The organism is Gordonia ajococcus (assembly GCF_012974285.1).
Taxonomy (GTDB): Bacteria; Actinomycetota; Actinomycetes; order Mycobacteriales; family Mycobacteriaceae; genus Gordonia; species Gordonia amicalis.
The window spans coordinates 3,480,798-3,496,677 of the sequence record NZ_CP052884.1 but is presented as its reverse complement, the minus strand read 5'-3'; the positions used below and the strand labels follow the sequence as shown (position 1 = coordinate 3,496,677).

Here is a 15,880-nt window from a genome sequence, read left to right as displayed (position 1 = left end):
GAGGCGTATGGCGGACGACTCTGGGGTCATGAACACACGAACACCCCGAGAGGTCGTCACCGATGTCCGCGCTCACCCGCGACTCGCTGACGGCGACGATGAACGTTTCGCCGGATACGGCGTCATGGGCCTGCCGTTCAGGTCGGGCCACTATCTGGCTCTGCGTGACATGGTCGCCAGTTCCATCGGTCCGGCGTACCGGTCCGTATGGCACCGAGATCCGAACGGACACTGGACGATCTATACGACAACAGAACCCGAGCGGAGCTGCCCGCGGTATTTCGATGCGGGCGCGACGACCCGTCAGGTTCCGGCGATCGATGTCGGGTGGACCGATGACCACACGTTCGAGGTGACACTCGGCAACACCCTCACCTGGCAGGTCGAGCTGACCTCGTCACCCACGACGCGCGTGATGACTGCGCTGAGCGGTGCGACGCCCGCAGCAGCGTGGCGCAGCCGGGCGGTGCTGCACGCGGTGGGACCGATGGCAACCATCATGCTGCGTGCCGGCCGAGTCCGGATGTGTGCACGGACCCCCAACGGGCCCGAGTTCCGGGGAACACCTCTGTACATCTGGCGCGTCGCCGACAGCCGGGCATCGCTCAACGGCGAGACTCTCGGTGCTCCCGGACCATTCGACGAGCAGGTCCGGATCGGCGACATCCCGCTTCCGCAACGCGGTCTGTTCTTCGTCGGTCGATCGGCGTTCGACACTCCGAGCACCACCACGACCGACCCGGACTCACTTCACCACACGGGAGCAGTGCGATGACCACCACCGAAACCGGCGCTACGACAGGAGTTCTCGTCCGCCTCGGATGCCTCGCCTACGGTGTGATCGCCTACGTTGCCTTCCTGATCGTGTTCCTGTGGGCGATCGCCTTCGTCGAGAATGCCTCGATCGTCGTCGGAGGCGTCGAGATCGTCCCGCGGACCGTCGATCGGGGCGGACCGTCGACGGGGGTGGCCCTGGCGGTGGTGATCGACCTGGCGTTGCTGACTTTGTTCGCCGCGCAGCACAGCGTGATGGCGCGAAGGTTTCAAGAAGAGGTGGACCAGGATCGTGCCCACCCCGATCGAACGCAGCACCTACGTGCTGGCGGCGACAGCCTGTCTCGCCGCACTCCTGTGGTGGTGGCATCCGGTCACGGCCACCATCTGGGATGTCTCGGCGCCGATTGCGCGGGCGCTTCTCGTCGGGGTGTCCGTGTTCGGCTGGCTTCTCGTCCTCACCTCGACGTTCCTCATCAACCACTTCGACCTGTTCGGGCTGCGGCAGGTGGTCGCCAATGCGCGCCGGCGTCCGCTCCCGCCATATCGGTTCATCACGCCCCTCTGGTACGGGGTCGTGCGTCATCCGATCTATCTGGGCTTCGTGATCGCCTTCTGGGTGACGCCGACGATGACCGTCGGGCACCTTCTGTTCGCCTGCGCGACAACCGGTTACATCTTCGTCGGCATACATCTCGAGGAACGGGACCTGATCCGGGTCTTCGGGAACGACTACGTCGAATACCGCCGTCGCGTGCCGATGCTGCTGCCGGGGTTGCGTACACGTCGGGCGTCGCACCCGGTGCATGTGCCGGTCAGCTGACACCCGGGCCGAAGAGCGCGACAATGAACGTCATGGGTGCGCAGGATGTGCTGCCTCGTCGTGTCGAGGTGCTGGCCGGGCTCTCGGTCGCGATCGCGATCTCGGGCTCGGTCAGCCGGCCGAGCACATGTTGCGCTCGGCGGTCATCGCCAGTCGGTTGGCTCACCGGCTCGGGCTCGACCGTCACCAGCAGGACACCGTCTACTACACGACGCTCGTGATGTGGATCGGGTGCCATGCCGACTCCGCGGAGTACGCCCACTGGTTCGGCGACGACATCGCGGTGCGGCGCAACGCCTACCTCGTCGACTGGTCGGGTCTGCCGTACCTGCGGTTCGTCGTCGGCAATCTCGGTCGGGGAGAATCCCTCCCCAGACGGATGCGGACGATGGCCGAACTCTTCCGGGATGCGCGCGGCCAGATGTCGCTGCTCGTGCACTCACACTGCCTGTCGGCGGCCGCCCTGGCCGGCCACATCGGACTCGGTGCCGACGTCGAGCACGCGATCACGTTCACTTTCGAACGATTCGACGGGGGAGGACTACCCGGCGGGGTGTCGGGCGCGGGTATCCCGATCGAGATGCGGGTGGCGCAACTGGCCGACATGGCGGAGGTTCACCACCGCATGTACGGGGTCGAGGGCGCGGTGGCGATGGCCCGGAGTCGCCGGGGCGGTCATTTCGATCCCGACGTCGTCGACGCGTTCGTCGACGACCCCGCGACACTGTTCCCGGCCGACTCCGACGATCCCTGGGAGCTGGCGCTTTCCATCGCACCCGACGCGGAGTTGCGCCTCGACGATCCGGATCTCGACCACCTCCTACTCGCCATCGGTGATTTCGTCGACCTGAAATGTCCTTTTGCGCTGGGTCATTCGCGCGATGTGTCGGCATTGGCCGAGTCGGCCGCCGGACACCTCGGTCTCGACCGGCACGACATCGCGGTGATCCGTCGTGCCGGCTGTCTCCACGACGTCGGCCGGATCGGGGTCTCCAACCAGATCTGGTCGAAAGCCGGTGACCTCACCGCGGCCGAGTGGGAGCGAGTACGTATGCACCCGTATCTCACCGACCGCGTCCTCACGCGCATTCCCGGGCTCCGAGACGAGGCTCGCATCGCCCGGACCCATCACGAGCACCTGGACGGCACGGGCTATCCCCTGGGACTCGGCGGGCCGGCGCTCGGACGACCGGAACGCATCCTCGCCGCGGCAGTCGCATATCGATCGGCGATCGAACCGCGGCCCTATCGGGATGCGATGTCCACGGAGGACGCGGTGGCGCGGCTCGGACGCCGCGCCGCTCGCGGGGAGCTCGACGCCGACTGCGTCGAGGCCGTCCTCGCCGCCGCCGGCCACGCCCGGACCCGGGCACGGCGCACCGACGCGCTCACACCTCGCGAGCGGGAAATCCTTGGCCTCGTCGCGCGAGGGTTGTCCAATCGGGAGATCGCGTCGAAACTGGTGCTCAGCGAGAAGACGGTGCGCAATCACGTCGAGCGCACCTACACGAAGATCGGGGCATCCAACCGGGTCGGCGCGAGCCTGTACGCCCTGGAGAACGGACTCGCGGGACCGTCGTGAGTCCGCGGCCGGAGCCCGCAGCCGGAGCCCGCCCCCGAAATGCGCCCCCGGGATCCGCCCCCGAACAGCGCCCCGGAAATGCGCCCCCGGAATGCGCCCTCGAGGGGACAGCGGGAGACAATACGTCGTCGACGCCGCTTGACAGGGTGCTTGTCAGGGGCGGTTTTCGGCGCGGGGCAGGTCGATCACACGGCGCTGAGACCGTCGCAGTAGCCCCCGCGGCGTTGTCGGCCGGATCTGGCACGATGAGCACGTGACCGATCGCCTGCACCTGCTCCTCGGAGACGACGACTTCCTGACCGGTCGGGTGATCTCCGCGGTGGCCGAGGCCACGTCCAAGGAGGCGGGCACTCCGGTCCCGGTGACCCGGGTGCGCGCGGGCGACGTCAGCGAACACGAGCTGGCCGAATTGCTGAGCCCGTCGCTCTTCGCCGAGGAGCGGGTCGTCGTCATCGAGGCGGCCGCCGACGCGGGCAAGGAACCTGCGGCCCTCATCGCCGCGTCGGCCACATCCCTGCCCGAGGGCATCACGCTGATGGTGATCCACCACGGTGGGGGGCGCGCCAAGTCGATGGTGCCGGCGCTCAAGAAGGCCGGCGCGGTGGAACACGCGACCACCGCACCGAAGTGGCCGTCGGACCGGATGACGTTCGTCCGCGACGAGTTCCGGTCCCTCGGGGTGAAGGTCAGCGCCGACGTCGTCGAGCAGGTCGTGGAGAGTGTGGGTTCCGAGCTGCGTGAGCTCGCCGCCGCGTGTGCCCAGCTCGTCGCCGACACCGGTGGCAAGGTCAACCGCGAGACCGTCCAGCTCTACTACCAGGGTCGGTCCGAGGTGACCGGCTTCGAGGTGGCCGACAAAGCGGTCCTCGGTGACCGGGCCGGTGCACTCGAGTCGCTGGCCTGGGCTCTGCATCACGGCGTGCCGCGCGTCTTGCTGGCCGATGCCCTCGCCGAGGCCGTGCACGCCATCGCCCGTATCAGGCCGATGGGGTCGATCGATCACTTCGCGGCCGCTTCCGAACTCGGCATGCCGCCGAACCGGGTGAAAAGCGTGCAGGCGAAGGCCAAGGCGTGGGATTCGGAGTCGATCGCTCACGCGATCGGCGTGGTCGCCAAGCTCAACGGCGACGTCAAGGGCCAGGCCGCGGACGCCGATTACGCATTGACGCACGCCGTTGCGGCCGTCGCCGACCTCAGGCCTGACGGGCGTCGTCGGAGCTGAGGTTTCGACGCGGCTCTCGCTGCGCTCGTGGCCGGCTCAACAGGCGGAGGGGGGCTCTCGCTGCGCTCGTGGCCGGCTCAACAGGCGGAGGGGGGCTCTCGCTGCGCTCGTGGCCGGCTCAACAGGCGGAGGGGGGCTCTCGCTGCGCTCGTGGCCGGCTCAACAGGCGGAGGGGGGCTCTCACTGCGCTCGTGGCCGGCTCAACCAGCGGGAGGGGGCGGCTCAACCGGCGAAGGGGCGGCTCCACAGCGGGCGACTCTGCGAGTAACAGGGCCCATCGTCCGAAGGCGCCCGAGAACGACGATCACCCCGGCAACCGCGTGGATGCCGCCGGGGTGATCGTACGTATGAGGATATGGCGGCGCGCCGCGCCGAGGCGACCCGGAGGTCGGAGTGGGTCAGCTCAGAGCTTGTTGACCGCGAGAGCGATGGCCGACTTCTTGTTGGCGGCCTGGTTGGCGTGGATGACACCCTTGCTGGCGGCCTTGTCGAGCTTGCGGCTCGCGGCCTGCCCGAGCTCGGCAGCCTTTGCCTTGTCGCCGGCCTCGACGGCCTCGCGGAAGCTACGGATCGAGGTACGCAGCGCCGACTTCACCGACACGTTGCGCTGCCGGTTCTTCTCGTTGGTGCGGTTGCGCTTGATCTGAGACTTGATGTTCGCCACGCGTGTTACCTCTGTCGTTGCTGGTGGATATGACTGTCTGTTCTGGGTCGGGGCGGCGGACCGGGTGGTCCGGGCTCGCCCCGCGCGGTGTCGGCGCGTGAAGTATCTTCACGGCGTCACCGCAACAGCGGACAACATTACCAGCCGGGTTCGGCCAGCCCAAAATCCGTTGCGCGCGCGACGCACGCCGGAAAGAATCATCGTGCATGAAAGTCTAGGCTCGATTCATCATGTCCGTCGTTTACGTACACATAGGTCTCCCCAAGACCGGCACCACGCACCTGCAGGATCGACTCTGGCGCAACCGTGACCTGGCGTTACAGACGTCGGGGCTGCTCTATCCGGGCAATGTGATCTCCGATCACTTCCACGCCGCGGTCCACCTCCAGTCGGAGCGCTACCTCGACTGGGCCGACCCGGCCTTCGCCGGCGTGTGGCCCAAGCTGCTCGGGCAGATGCGGGCCTGGCCGCAGACGTCACTGCTGTCCCACGAGCTGTACAGCACCGCAACCAGCGAGCAGATCGAGCGGCTGCTGGCCGGTCTGTCGTTCGCCGACGAGGTCCACGTCATCGCCACCGTCCGCGACCTCGGTAGGCAGCTCCCGTCGGTGTGGCAGGAGAACGTCAAGAATCAGCGTCGTGCCTCCTTCGACGAGTTCGTCGACGCGGTGGCTTTCGCGGCCGAGTCGAACTCGGTGGACGAGGCGGCCACCGAGGACGCCGGTCCGCTCGTCGAGGACGAACCGTTCTGGGAGTTCCAGGACCACGTCGGCATCCTCGCCAAATGGGCGAAGTTCGTCGGGCCCGGACGGGTGCACGTGGTGACCGTGCCGCGCGGCCGGCCGGCGACGGGCGACACCCTGTGGGATCGCTTCCTCCGGGTCATCAACGTCGACCCCGCACCGCTGAGCATCCCGGTGCCGAGCCTCAACAGTTCGTTGTCGGCCGCTCAGGCCGAGTTCCTGCGCGGTCTCAACCAGCGCCTCCAGCCCGAGACCATCGAATGGCGTCGCTACGAACGCATCATCAAGGGGCAGCTGATCGGCGAGATCCTGTTCGAAGCGCGGTCGGGCGCGCCGCAGGGGCTGACCGTCGAACATCGGCAGTGGGCCGCTGCCCAGGCGGCCACGATGGTGGAGTCGGTGCGCAACGCCGGATACGACGTCGCCGGCGACCTCGCCGACCTCGAGGTGTCCGCGGAGGGCGCCGCCGACGCGCCGATGCCGTCGGACCGGGAGGTGCTCGACGTGGCGCTGGACACGATTGCGTCGATGGTGCTGGCGGCGCCGCTGCCCAAGGTGGGGCCACCGGTCAAGACCCGCGCGGCCAATGTCCTGCGGCGAGTCAAGCGCCGCGCTCTGGCGATGCGTCGCTCGCGCTGAACTGCGGTCGCGTGCCCTGCGCGACACGGGTGGCCAACCGTCGTGCCGATTACGCGGTTATGCGGCACCATGGCACTTTATGACCCCCGCATCGACAAGTGCGCCCGCCAAGAAGGCGGCGCGTAAGTCCGCATCCGCGAAGACGACGACGTCGAGCTCGTCCGGGAAATCGGCGTCGGGCCGCACCGGCGCGACGAAGGGTTCGGGATCGGCCGCCAAACCGACGAAGTCGAGTGGCGAGGGAAACTTCACCGGAAACTTCGGTGGATACGCAAAAGGCCCGTACGGCAAGGCATATGACGAGATGTTCGATGCCGCGGGGGAGGTGCGTACGCCCTACCGCGGCATCTACAAGGCGATGGCCGACGAGGACCAGTCCGATGTGGTCGAGGCCCGCGTCGAAGCACTGGGCCGCGCCTACCTCGACCAGGGCGTGACCTTCTCGCTGTCCGGCAAGGAGCGTCCGTTCCCGTTGGACATTGTGCCGCGCGTGATTTCGGCCAGTGAGTGGAGCAAGCTCGAAGCGGGCATCACCCAGCGTGTGCAGGCGCTCGAGTTGTTCCTCGACGACATCTACGGCGAGCAGGAGATCCTGCGCGACGGTGTGCTGCCGAAACGCCTCGTCCACTCGTGTGAGCATTTCCACCGACAGGCGGCAAACATCCGGCCGCCCAACGGTGTTCGCATCCACGTCGCCGGCATCGACCTGATCCGGGACGAGAACGGCGACTTCCGTGTCCTCGAGGACAATCTGCGCTCGCCGTCGGGTGTGTCGTACGTGCTCGAGAACCGTCGTGCGATGGCACGCGTGTTCCCCGACCTCTTCTCCAAACACCGGGTCCGTGCGGTGGCCGACTATCCGAGCCATCTGCTGCGGGCACTGCGGGCGTCGGCCGCGTTCAACGAGGCCGACCCGAACATCGTCGTGCTGACGCCGGGTGTGGCGAACTCCGCCTACTTCGAGCACTCGCTGCTCGCGCGGCTGATGGGCGTCGAGCTGGTCGAGGGCCGAGATCTCTTCTGCCGCGACAACGTCGTGTACATGCGGACCACCGAGGGCGAACAGCGCGTCGACGTCATCTACCGCCGGATCGACGACGACTTCCTCGATCCGATGCAGTTCCGCCCCGATTCGATGCTGGGTGTCGCCGGATTGCTCAACGCGGCCCGCGCCGGCAACGTGGTCATCTCGAGCGCGGTCGGCAACGGAGTGGGCGACGACAAGCTGATCTACACCTACGTCCCGGAGATCATCCAGTACTACCTCGGGGAGAAGCCCAGCCTGCAGAACGTCGACACCCTGCGCTGCTGGCTTCCCGAGGAATGCGAGGAAGTGCTCGACCGGATCGACGAACTCGTCGTGAAACCCGTTGAGGGATCGGGCGGATACGGCATCGTCTTCGGGCCGGAGGCCACCAAGGCGGAGCTGGACACGCTGGCGCGCAAAGTCCGCAACGATCCGCGCGGCTGGATCGCGCAGCCCGTCGTGCAGTTGTCGACGGTGCCGACGAAGATCGGCAACGAGATCCGGCCACGTCACGTCGACCTGCGTCCGTTCGCCGTCAACGACGGTGAGTCCGTGTGGGTCCTGCCCGGTGGGCTGACGCGTGTCGCACTGCCGGAGGGGTCGCTGGTGGTGAACTCCAGTCAGGGTGGCGGTTCCAAGGACACCTGGGTGTTGGCCAGCCGGACGTCGGAGGCCGAACGCGAACTGTCCGGGGCGAAGGTGGTCACCTCCAGCGGCGTCGCCGCGGCCCGACCCGCCGACAGCGCCCCCGACCCGGTCCACACACAGACCCAGCAGCAGCAGCAGGGCACGACATCCCGGTCGCAGTCGTCCGGCGGGCCGTGTCAGCAACTCGGCGACATGATCCAGCAGCAGGGCGGTGATCCCCGATGATGTTGGCGCGCAACGCCGAATCCCTCTACTGGATCGGCCGGTACGTGGAACGCGCCGACGACATGGCGCGCATCCTCGACGTCGCGATCCATCAGCTGCTCGAGGACACCACCGTCGACGTCGACCAGCAGGCGCGACTGATCATCCAGGTGCTCGGCCTCGAGGCCCCCGAGACCGACGAGGAGCTCGACGTCTGGACGCTGACCGAGCGCGTCGCCTACGACGCCGACGCGGTCGGGTCGATCGTCGACCTGATCCGTGCGGCACGCGAGAATGCGCGGGGCGCAAGGGAAGTCACGTCGAGCGAGCTGTGGGAGTGTCTGAACACCACCTACAACGGGCTCGACGCCGCCGAACGCCGCTCACGTCGCCTGGGACCGCACGAGTTCCTCTCGTACGTGAAGAACCGTGCGGCGATGTTCGCCGGCCTCGCCGACGCCACCCTGAGCCACGACGACGGTTATCGTTACCTGCTGCTCGGCCGATCGGTCGAGCGGGTGGACATGACGATCCGGATGTTGTTGTCGCGTGCGGGGGATCGCACGTCGTCGCCCGCATGGGTCAACGTGCTGGTGTCCGCCGGCGGTCACGACACCTTCCTGCGCACCTACCGCGGCGTCCTCGACGCGGAGAACATCGTCGAGTTCATGCTGCTCGACCGTCTGTTCCCGCGGGCGATCTTCCATGCGCTCAGCGTCGCCGAGCGCAACCTCGCCCAGCTCGAGAAGGGCCCCAGCCGCGTCGGCGCACAGGCCGAGGCCCAGTTGCTGCTCGGTCGGGCGCGGAGTTCGCTGGAGTTCCTCGAACCGGGTGAGCTGCTCGACGGGCTGCAGGAACGGCTCGTCGATCTGCAGGACACCTGCCGTGCCGTCAACGAGGCGGTCACCAAGCAGTACTTCCATGTGTCGCCGTACGTCTCGTGGGCCGACGCCCGGGTCAGCGACGGGCAAGTCATCGAGGAGAGTGAACTGTGAGCTGGCGTCTACGCGTCGTCCATTCCACCGGTTTCGCGTACAACGGTCCCGTCACCTCGTCGTACAACGAGGCCCGGCTCACGCCTCGAAGCGATGCCCGGCAGAACGTCATCGTCAACCGTGTCGAGACGGTCCCGGCCACCAGGTCGTACCGCTACACCGACTATTGGGGAACCGCGGTCACCGCCTTCGATCTCCACGCGCCCCACGAGGAACTCGAGGTGTCGGGGATGTCGGTGGTCGAGACCGATCGCGGGCAACGGCCGGGCGAGGACGAGCAGGCGACCTGGGAGGACATCACCAGCGACGCCGTGATCGACCGCTATGACGAGATGCTGTCCAACACCACGTACGTGCCGAGAAACCGTCAGCTGATCTCGGCGGCCAAGAAGGTGGCCAAAGGCCTGACACCGGGGGAGACGGTCGAGGCGATCTCGCGGTTCGTCCACGACGAGATGGAGTACGTTCCGGGCACCACGGGCGTGCACACCACCGCCGTCGACGCCTGGAACGAGCGCAAGGGCGTCTGTCAGGACTACGCACATCTCACCCTGGTGATGTTGCGCGGCCTGGGGATTCCCGCTCGCTACGTGTCGGGTTACCTGCATCCGGAACCCGATGCCGCGATCGACAAGACGGTCCAGGGCCAGAGCCATGCGTGGATCGAGGCGTGGACCGGTGGCTGGTGGGGTTATGACCCGACCAACGACACCTCGATCAGCGAACAGCACGTGTCGGTGGGCGTGGGTCGCGACTACGCGGACGTCTCGCCGCTCAAGGGTGTCTACACCGGCGGCGGCGCAACGGATCTCGACGTCATCGTGGAGATCACCCGGTTGGCGTGATCCTGGTTGCTGACGGCCGGTCCGTGCTGCCGGAGAGGGCGATCGCAGGTAGCGCGATGGTGAAGGCTGCGCCGTGCCCGAGACCATTGCTCTCGGCGATCAGCGTTCCGCCGTGGTCTTCGACGATCGAGCGCGCGATCGTGAGGCCGATTCCGCTGCCTCCGACGTCTCTTGTACGCGAGGAATCAGTGCGGTAGAACCGGTCGAAGACATGGGAAAGATGTTGTGGTGCAATACCGTCACCCTCGTCCACGACCGCGATGTGGACGGTCCGACCAGCCGATACCCGCGCCGCAACGGTCACGCGGTCACCAGGTGAACTATGTCGTAGGGCATTGCTGAGCAGGTTGAGGAGAACCTGACTCATCCGGTCGAGGTCGATGTCGAGGTAGATGCGTGATGTGGGGGCGGCCATGGCCATCTCCACACCGGCCTCCGCGAACAGGTCGATGGCTTGGCCGCGCGCGGTCTCGAGGAGTCTGTCGAGGGCGACCGGCCCTCGGTGGAGGGGTAGCTGGTGCTCGTCGGCGCTGGAGACGGCGGCGATGTCCTCGGCCAGTCGTTGCAGCCGGGTCGTGGCCGAACGCACCACGTCGAAAGTCTGTGAATCTGCGGGCCGTACACCGTCTTCGATCGCATCGGTGACGGCGCCGATGGTGGTCAACGGAGTGCGCAGTTCGTGCGCGAGGTCGGAGAGCATGCGTTTGCGGACGTCTTCTTGTGAGTTCAACCGCTCTGCGAGTTGATTGATGGCGTCGCTGAGTTGGGTGAATTCGTGGCCTAGTCGGTGATCGGATACCCGTGAGCGGTAGTTACCCGCGCCGATCGCCACCGCCGACTGCGCGACACTGGCCACCGAACGCTGGACCCGACGCGCGAGGAACCAACTCACCGCCGTGGCCAGCACCGTCGAGGTGATCAGTGCGACGCTCATCGAGACGATGATCGAGAAGGTGAACGCGGATTCGAGATGGCGGGCCGGGGCGGAGCCGACCGCGGGGTTGTACTGGCCGAGGTGTCCATGGAAGGCGTGCGGGGCGAGGAACAGCAGCACGAGCGCTACGCTGATGCCGCCGCCGCCGATCACGATGGCCTGGGCCAGTAGCAGGCGGGAGCCGAAGCCGTCGGGGAACCTGAGCCGGCGACGATCAATTCGCATGGTCTACTCCCGGAGGTCGGCCACTTCCCATGCGGTATCCCACGCCGCGCACGGTACGAATGAACTGTCCGGTCGCGGCGCTGTCGCCGAGTTTGCGGCGGAGGCTCGCTACGTGGACTTCGACGACGTGAGTGTCACCAACCCAGTCCGACCCCCAGATTTCGGCGAGCACCTGTTCCCGGCGCAAGACCATGCCCGGCCGCCGGCTGAGGACCTCGAGCACATCGAATTCGGTACGCGTGAGCTCGACGATTCTTCCCGATACCTGGACTTCACGAGACTGTGGATCGATGGAGAGATCGCCGAGCCGGCGTGAGTGCGCCCCGACGGAGTCGGTCGATTCTCGTGGTCTACGCAGCATGGCGTCGATACGAGCGACCAGTTCACGTGGGCGGAACGGTTTGGTGACGTAGTCGTCGGCTCCCACCGCCAGACCGATCAGAGTGTCGACCTCGTCTGCGCGCGCGGTGACCATCACGATGTAGGCGTCGGTGAAGGTACGCAGTTGTCGACAGACTTCGACGCCGTCTATCGATGGTAGACCGAGGTCGAGGATCACCACCACCGGAGTCACCGCGCGCGCTGCGGTGATTCCCTCGCGGCCGTCATGCGCGATGGTGACCTGAAAGCCGCTGCGCTGCATATAGCCGGCCACGACCTCAGCGATGTCGGGCTCGTCTTCGATGATCAACGCATGCTGGCCCTGCGCTTGGCGGACTGCCGGAACGAGTGGGTCGTCGACGAAGCGGTTATCGTGCACGCCTTCCATGGTGGCGGGCAATACCGAACGGGCCAACCCGGTGGGCGTTCTTGAGCAGATCTTGAACTTGTCTGTCGATCAGCTTGAGCTTCGGTCGGCAAGGTGGAGTTGTCGCCGATCGGAGCGTTGTCATGACGCAGTCCCTCTCACACTGTCGATGTTGTTGCGGCCGGCGGCCCCCTTTCCAACGACGCAGAGGATGCTCGGGTGACCGTTTCATACAACCCCATCACCAGTGACCCATTCGCCGCCGTATCTGCCACCGAAGCCACCTCTCGCCATGCAAGCTTGAGCCGTCAACTAGTAGGTGGCACTCCGGTGCTCCGGATCTCCGAACCTTTCGCCGGAGCAGGACACGGATTCTGGGCCAAGCTCGAGGGATTCAACCCAGGCGGAATGAAGGACCGCCCGGCGTTGCACATGGTCGAACGCGCCCGTGCACGAGGCGATTTGGCCCCAGGCGCGCAGATTGTCGAATCGACCAGCGGAACCCTGGGTCTGGGATTGGCGTTGGCTGGCATCGTCTTCGGTCATCCGGTGACATTGGTGACCGACCCGGGACTGGAGCCGATTCTGCGGCAGATGCTGGCAGCCTATGGCGCTCACGTCGATATCGTGACCGAGCCCCACCCGACCGGCGGATGGCAACAGGCACGACGTGACCGGGTGCGTTCGCTGCTGCAACTCGACGACACCGCGTGGTGCCCCGATCAGTACTCCAACCCGGACAATGTGACGGGATACAACCCGCTCGGGGTGGAGCTGATCGCACAGCTGCGGCACGTCGATGTGCTGGTGTGTTCAGTGGGTACCGGCGGGCACTCCGCGGGTGTGGCGCACGCCCTGCGACAGTTCAACCCCGATCTGGAGGTCGTGGGTGTGGACACGGTCGGCTCGACGATCTTCGGGCAACCCGCACAATCGCGAGTCATGCGCGGCCTCGGCTCGAGTATCTATCCGCGCAACGTGGACTACGACCAGTTCAGTGAGGTTCACTGGGTGGGGCCGGCCGAGGCGGTGTGGGCATGCAGGACCCTCGCCGCCACGCATTATGCGACCGGTGGGTGGAGCGTCGGCGCCGTGGCCCTGGTGGCAGGCTGGCTGGCACGAACCCGATTGGCCGATACCCGGATCGCGGCAATCTTCCCGGATGGACCCGCGCGTTACTACGGAACCGTCTACAACGACGAGTACTGCCGCGCACACCACCTGCTCGACGTGCCGGTGCCGACCGGGCCTCGCACCATCGATGATCCGTTGAACGAGGTGGCGACCAGTTGGACGCGGTGTGGTTCTGTTGTCGATCCGACTCGCATTCGACGCGCCGAGCCTGCGAGCTGATAGATGCGCCGGTTGTATCGCACTTTCCGCAGTTTTGACCGTCCTAGCCAGGTGTTGATGGTCAACCAGTTCACCATCAATCTCGGCTTCTACATGCTCATGCCCTACCTGGCGGCCTATCTCGCCGGACCGTTGGCGTTGGCCGCGTGGGCGGTCGGACTGGTCTTGGGTATCCGGAACTTCTCACAGCAAGGCATGTTCCTGGTCGGAGGAACACTGGCCGATCGCTGGGGTTACAAGCCACTGATCGTTGCGGGCTGTCTCATCCGAGTCATCGGATTCATTTTGCTGGCATGTGCCACGTCGTTGCCCGCGATTCTGATTGCCTCGGCGGCAACGGGATTCGCCGGTGCATTGTTCAACCCGGCGGTGCGTGCCTACCTGGCCGCTGATGCCGGGGAGCGTCGAGTCGAGGCGTTCGCCGTCTTCAACGTCTTCTACCAGGCCGGAATCCTCTTGGGGCCGCTCGTCGGACTGGCATTGACCGCACTCGACTTTCGGCTCACTTCCCTGTGTGCGGCGGGAATCTTCGCGATTCTCACGATCGTTCAGATCAAGGCACTACCGTCGGCCAAACCGCCCGCGAGCGACAACTCGGTTGTTCAAGACTGGCGAACTGTGCTGGTCAACCGCCGATTCTTGCTCTTTGCGGTGGCTATGACCAGCTCGTATGTGTTGTCGTTCCAGATCTACCTCGCCTTGCCCCTTCATGCCGATCGGATCGCGGACAGTCCAACGGCGGCAACCGGAGTCGTCACTGCAATGTTCGCGGTGACCGGGTTGGTGGCCATAGCGGGGCAGCTGCGCATCACCTCCTGGTTCGCCAGGAAATGGGGCAACGCCGGGAGTCTGAGTGTGGGTATGGCTGTGATGGCGGCAGCTTTCCTGCCACTGATCGTGACCACCACCACCGATCAGGGCAATCTCGCCGTCAACATCGCCGCACTGCTGTTGACTGCCGCGATACTTGCCGCGGCAACCGCAGCGGTCTTTCCGTTCGAGATGGACACGATGATCGGACTTGCGAACGGCAAACTGGTCGCGACCCATTACGGCCTCTACAACACGATCGTAGGAGCGGGAATCCTGTTGGGTAATGCCGTGACGGGATGGCTGTACAGCGTTGCTGCGACCCAGGGCAGAGCGGAGCTGATCTGGGTCGTGCTGCTATTGACGGGTACGGCTTCGGCATCAGCGCTGTTCGTGCTGAACCGTCGTGGTTGGCTCGCCCTCGACGTCGGTCTCGGTCGGGAAGTTGCGACGAGCCAGTAGGTCTCGCGGGTGGGTTACCGCCAGCCGAAGCGTTCGCGGAGTTGCTCGGCGACGGCATCGAAACGTGCACGATCGAGGACGGCGCCCTCGCGTCGGATTCCGTCGGCGTCGACGACGAGGACCCGATCCAGGCGAACCCAGCTGGGGCGGTTCGACGAGTCCCAGCCGCCGGACCCGACACCGAACCAGTCGTCGTCGGCGGCGCGTCGGTCGTTGCTCGAGAGCATCAGCCCTAGGACGTCGTCGGTGGTCTCGGCGCGCGCATCGCGGCCGACCACGAGGACTGGTCGGTCCTTACCCTGCGTGGGGTCCTCCTCGTAGGCGACCCAGGTCCAGACGATCTCGCCGGGATCGGCGTCGCCGTCGAGGTCCGGGACGTAGCTGATCGTGCGCGCCAGCTCCCGACTCGGTCGGAGAGCGGCGGGGCGATTGGTGCGGGTCATGCGGAAGTTTCTCCCATCAGGAACTCGTCCACCGCGTCGGCGGTCAGCGCGGCGGTCGGCTTCTTCTTCGGGTTCAGGTCGTGACCGACCTTCTCGAGTTCGACGATCCGCGTCGGCGCGTCGATCAGGCCGATGGCCTCGGCCATCTCCTCGGTGGTTCCGAACGGGTCGGTGCTGCCGTGGACGACGAGGGTCGGCACCGTGATCGACGGCAGGTGTTCGGTGCGCAGCCGGTCGGGCTTGCCCGGTGGGTGCAGCGGATAGGAGCTGAGCAGGAGACCGTCGGCGAGGGCCGGCCCGTCCTCGGCAACGGCCATCGACGCCTGGCGGCCGCCATAGGAGTGACCGCCGACGAACAGCGGGCCGTCGGACTCGGCCCGGAACATCGCGCAGGCGGCGCGGATGCCGTCGCGGTCGGCCGGCGACGTCGACGGACTGGGAGGTCCCTTGGGGCGGCGGCGGCGATAGGAGAGGTCGATCCGGGCGACGACATACCCGCGCGAACTCAGCTCGTCTGCCAGCGCGCGCAGGATGACGGCGGAACGGTTCCCGCCGGCGCCGTGCGCGAGGACGATCGTGGCGCGCGGTGTGCCGTCGGGACGGTGCACGTCGGCGGCGACGTCGTCGGTCTCGACGATGGTGATGGTGGTCCCTGGCTTTTCCGACTCGTCGGACTCGGCTGTCACGGCTGCCACGGTAGCGCCCCGCCATCCGCCTGGGCACCATTCGCGGCGCTCAT

General features: G+C 66.5%; 13 protein-coding genes and 2 pseudogenes. 10 read left to right on the top strand and 5 right to left on the bottom strand.

Annotation, left to right across the window (positions count from 1 at the left end):
* The first annotated feature begins 28 nt into the window (after positions 1–28).
* The 4 genes and pseudogenes from GAA2_RS15845 (at position 29) to holA (ending at position 4,401) form a co-directional block, all read left to right on the top strand.
* Positions 29–775 carry a hypothetical protein gene (locus GAA2_RS15845; protein ID WP_191834451.1) on the top strand — a complete coding sequence of 249 codons (747 nt, stop codon included), beginning with the start codon at positions 29–31 and terminating at the stop codon, positions 773–775.
* Positions 772–1,597: pseudogene (gene mddA, locus GAA2_RS15840) on the top strand (methanethiol S-methyltransferase). The gene GAA2_RS15845 and the pseudogene mddA overlap by 4 nt, the downstream one beginning before the upstream one ends.
* Before the next feature lie 23 nt (positions 1,598–1,620).
* Positions 1,621–3,179 (top strand): annotated as a pseudogene (locus tag GAA2_RS15835) (HD domain-containing phosphohydrolase).
* A 253-nt stretch (positions 3,180–3,432) separates the two neighbouring features.
* The gene (gene holA, locus GAA2_RS15830; RefSeq protein ID WP_096274198.1) at positions 3,433–4,401 is read left to right on the top strand and encodes a DNA polymerase III subunit delta; all 969 of its coding nucleotides are present in this window, start codon (positions 3,433–3,435) and stop codon (positions 4,399–4,401) included.
* Positions 4,402–4,804: 403 nt separating this feature from the next.
* On the opposite strand, the gene rpsT is transcribed toward holA, so the two are convergent.
* A complete protein-coding gene (gene rpsT, locus GAA2_RS15825) occupies positions 4,805–5,065 on the bottom strand; it encodes a 30S ribosomal protein S20 (RefSeq protein ID WP_006434830.1) in 261 nt (86 codons plus the stop codon).
* A gap of 230 nt (positions 5,066–5,295) precedes the next feature.
* Here rpsT and GAA2_RS15820 point away from each other — a divergent pair, with 230 nt between their 5' ends.
* From GAA2_RS15820 to GAA2_RS15805, 4 genes are all read left to right on the top strand, one after another.
* Complete coding sequence (locus tag GAA2_RS15820) at positions 5,296–6,447, top strand: sulfotransferase family protein (RefSeq protein WP_096274196.1); 1,152 nt, start codon at positions 5,296–5,298, stop codon at positions 6,445–6,447.
* Between the two features lie 79 nt (positions 6,448–6,526).
* The gene (locus GAA2_RS15815) at positions 6,527–8,347 is read left to right on the top strand and encodes a circularly permuted type 2 ATP-grasp protein (RefSeq protein WP_096274194.1); all 1,821 of its coding nucleotides are present in this window, start codon (positions 6,527–6,529) and stop codon (positions 8,345–8,347) included.
* Positions 8,344–9,321, top strand: coding sequence for an alpha-E domain-containing protein (locus tag GAA2_RS15810; protein ID WP_006434834.1), 978 nt, complete (start codon positions 8,344–8,346; stop codon positions 9,319–9,321). Before GAA2_RS15815 ends, GAA2_RS15810 begins: the two co-directional genes overlap by 4 nt.
* Complete coding sequence (locus GAA2_RS15805) at positions 9,318–10,166, top strand: transglutaminase domain-containing protein (protein ID WP_006434835.1); 849 nt, start codon at positions 9,318–9,320, stop codon at positions 10,164–10,166. Before GAA2_RS15810 ends, GAA2_RS15805 begins: the two co-directional genes overlap by 4 nt.
* Here the strand turns inward: GAA2_RS15805 and GAA2_RS15800 are convergent.
* Positions 10,150–11,325, bottom strand: a complete 1,176-nt coding sequence (locus GAA2_RS15800; protein WP_096274192.1) for a sensor histidine kinase — start codon at positions 11,323–11,325, stop codon at positions 10,150–10,152. The genes GAA2_RS15805 and GAA2_RS15800 overlap by 17 nt on opposite strands.
* Positions 11,315–12,085 (bottom strand): response regulator transcription factor, encoded by a 771-nt coding sequence (locus GAA2_RS15795; protein WP_396349861.1) that lies wholly within the window; start codon positions 12,083–12,085, stop codon positions 11,315–11,317. Before GAA2_RS15795 ends, GAA2_RS15800 begins: the two co-directional genes overlap by 11 nt.
* Before the next feature lie 207 nt (positions 12,086–12,292).
* On the opposite strand from GAA2_RS15795, the gene GAA2_RS15790 reads away from it, so the two are divergent.
* Both GAA2_RS15790 and GAA2_RS15785 read left to right on the top strand, forming a co-directional pair.
* The gene (locus GAA2_RS15790) at positions 12,293–13,426 is read left to right on the top strand and encodes a PLP-dependent cysteine synthase family protein (protein ID WP_096274188.1); all 1,134 of its coding nucleotides are present in this window, start codon (positions 12,293–12,295) and stop codon (positions 13,424–13,426) included.
* Between the two features lie 3 nt (positions 13,427–13,429).
* Positions 13,430–14,698 (top strand): MFS transporter, encoded by a 1,269-nt coding sequence (locus GAA2_RS15785; protein WP_096274186.1) that lies wholly within the window; start codon positions 13,430–13,432, stop codon positions 14,696–14,698.
* A gap of 14 nt (positions 14,699–14,712) precedes the next feature.
* Here the strand turns inward: GAA2_RS15785 and GAA2_RS15780 are convergent, their stop codons facing one another.
* Positions 14,713–15,141, bottom strand: a complete 429-nt coding sequence (locus GAA2_RS15780; RefSeq protein ID WP_096274184.1) for a type II toxin-antitoxin system PemK/MazF family toxin — start codon at positions 15,139–15,141, stop codon at positions 14,713–14,715.
* Positions 15,138–15,836, bottom strand: a complete 699-nt coding sequence (locus GAA2_RS15775) for an alpha/beta fold hydrolase (RefSeq protein WP_096274182.1) — start codon at positions 15,834–15,836, stop codon at positions 15,138–15,140. Before GAA2_RS15775 ends, GAA2_RS15780 begins: the two co-directional genes overlap by 4 nt.
* Positions 15,837–15,880 lie beyond the last annotated feature (44 nt).

Bases quoted from the DNA above. Each gene is read 5' to 3' on its own strand.
- GAA2_RS15810 (WP_006434834.1), top strand. From the start codon at position 8,344: ATGATGTTGGCGCGCAACGCCGAATCCCTCTACTGGATCGGCCGGTAC.
- GAA2_RS15800 (WP_096274192.1), bottom strand. From the start codon at position 11,325: ATGCGAATTGATCGTCGCCGGCTCAGGTTCCCCGACGGCTTCGGCTCC.
- GAA2_RS15845 (WP_191834451.1), top strand. From the start codon at position 29: ATGAACACACGAACACCCCGAGAGGTCGTCACCGATGTCCGCGCTCAC.
- GAA2_RS15785 (WP_096274186.1), top strand. From the start codon at position 13,430: ATGCGCCGGTTGTATCGCACTTTCCGCAGTTTTGACCGTCCTAGCCAG.
- GAA2_RS15780 (WP_096274184.1), bottom strand. From the start codon at position 15,141: ATGACCCGCACCAATCGCCCCGCCGCTCTCCGACCGAGTCGGGAGCTG.
- GAA2_RS15815 (WP_096274194.1), top strand. From the start codon at position 6,527: ATGACCCCCGCATCGACAAGTGCGCCCGCCAAGAAGGCGGCGCGTAAG.
- GAA2_RS15820 (WP_096274196.1), top strand. From the start codon at position 5,296: ATGTCCGTCGTTTACGTACACATAGGTCTCCCCAAGACCGGCACCACG.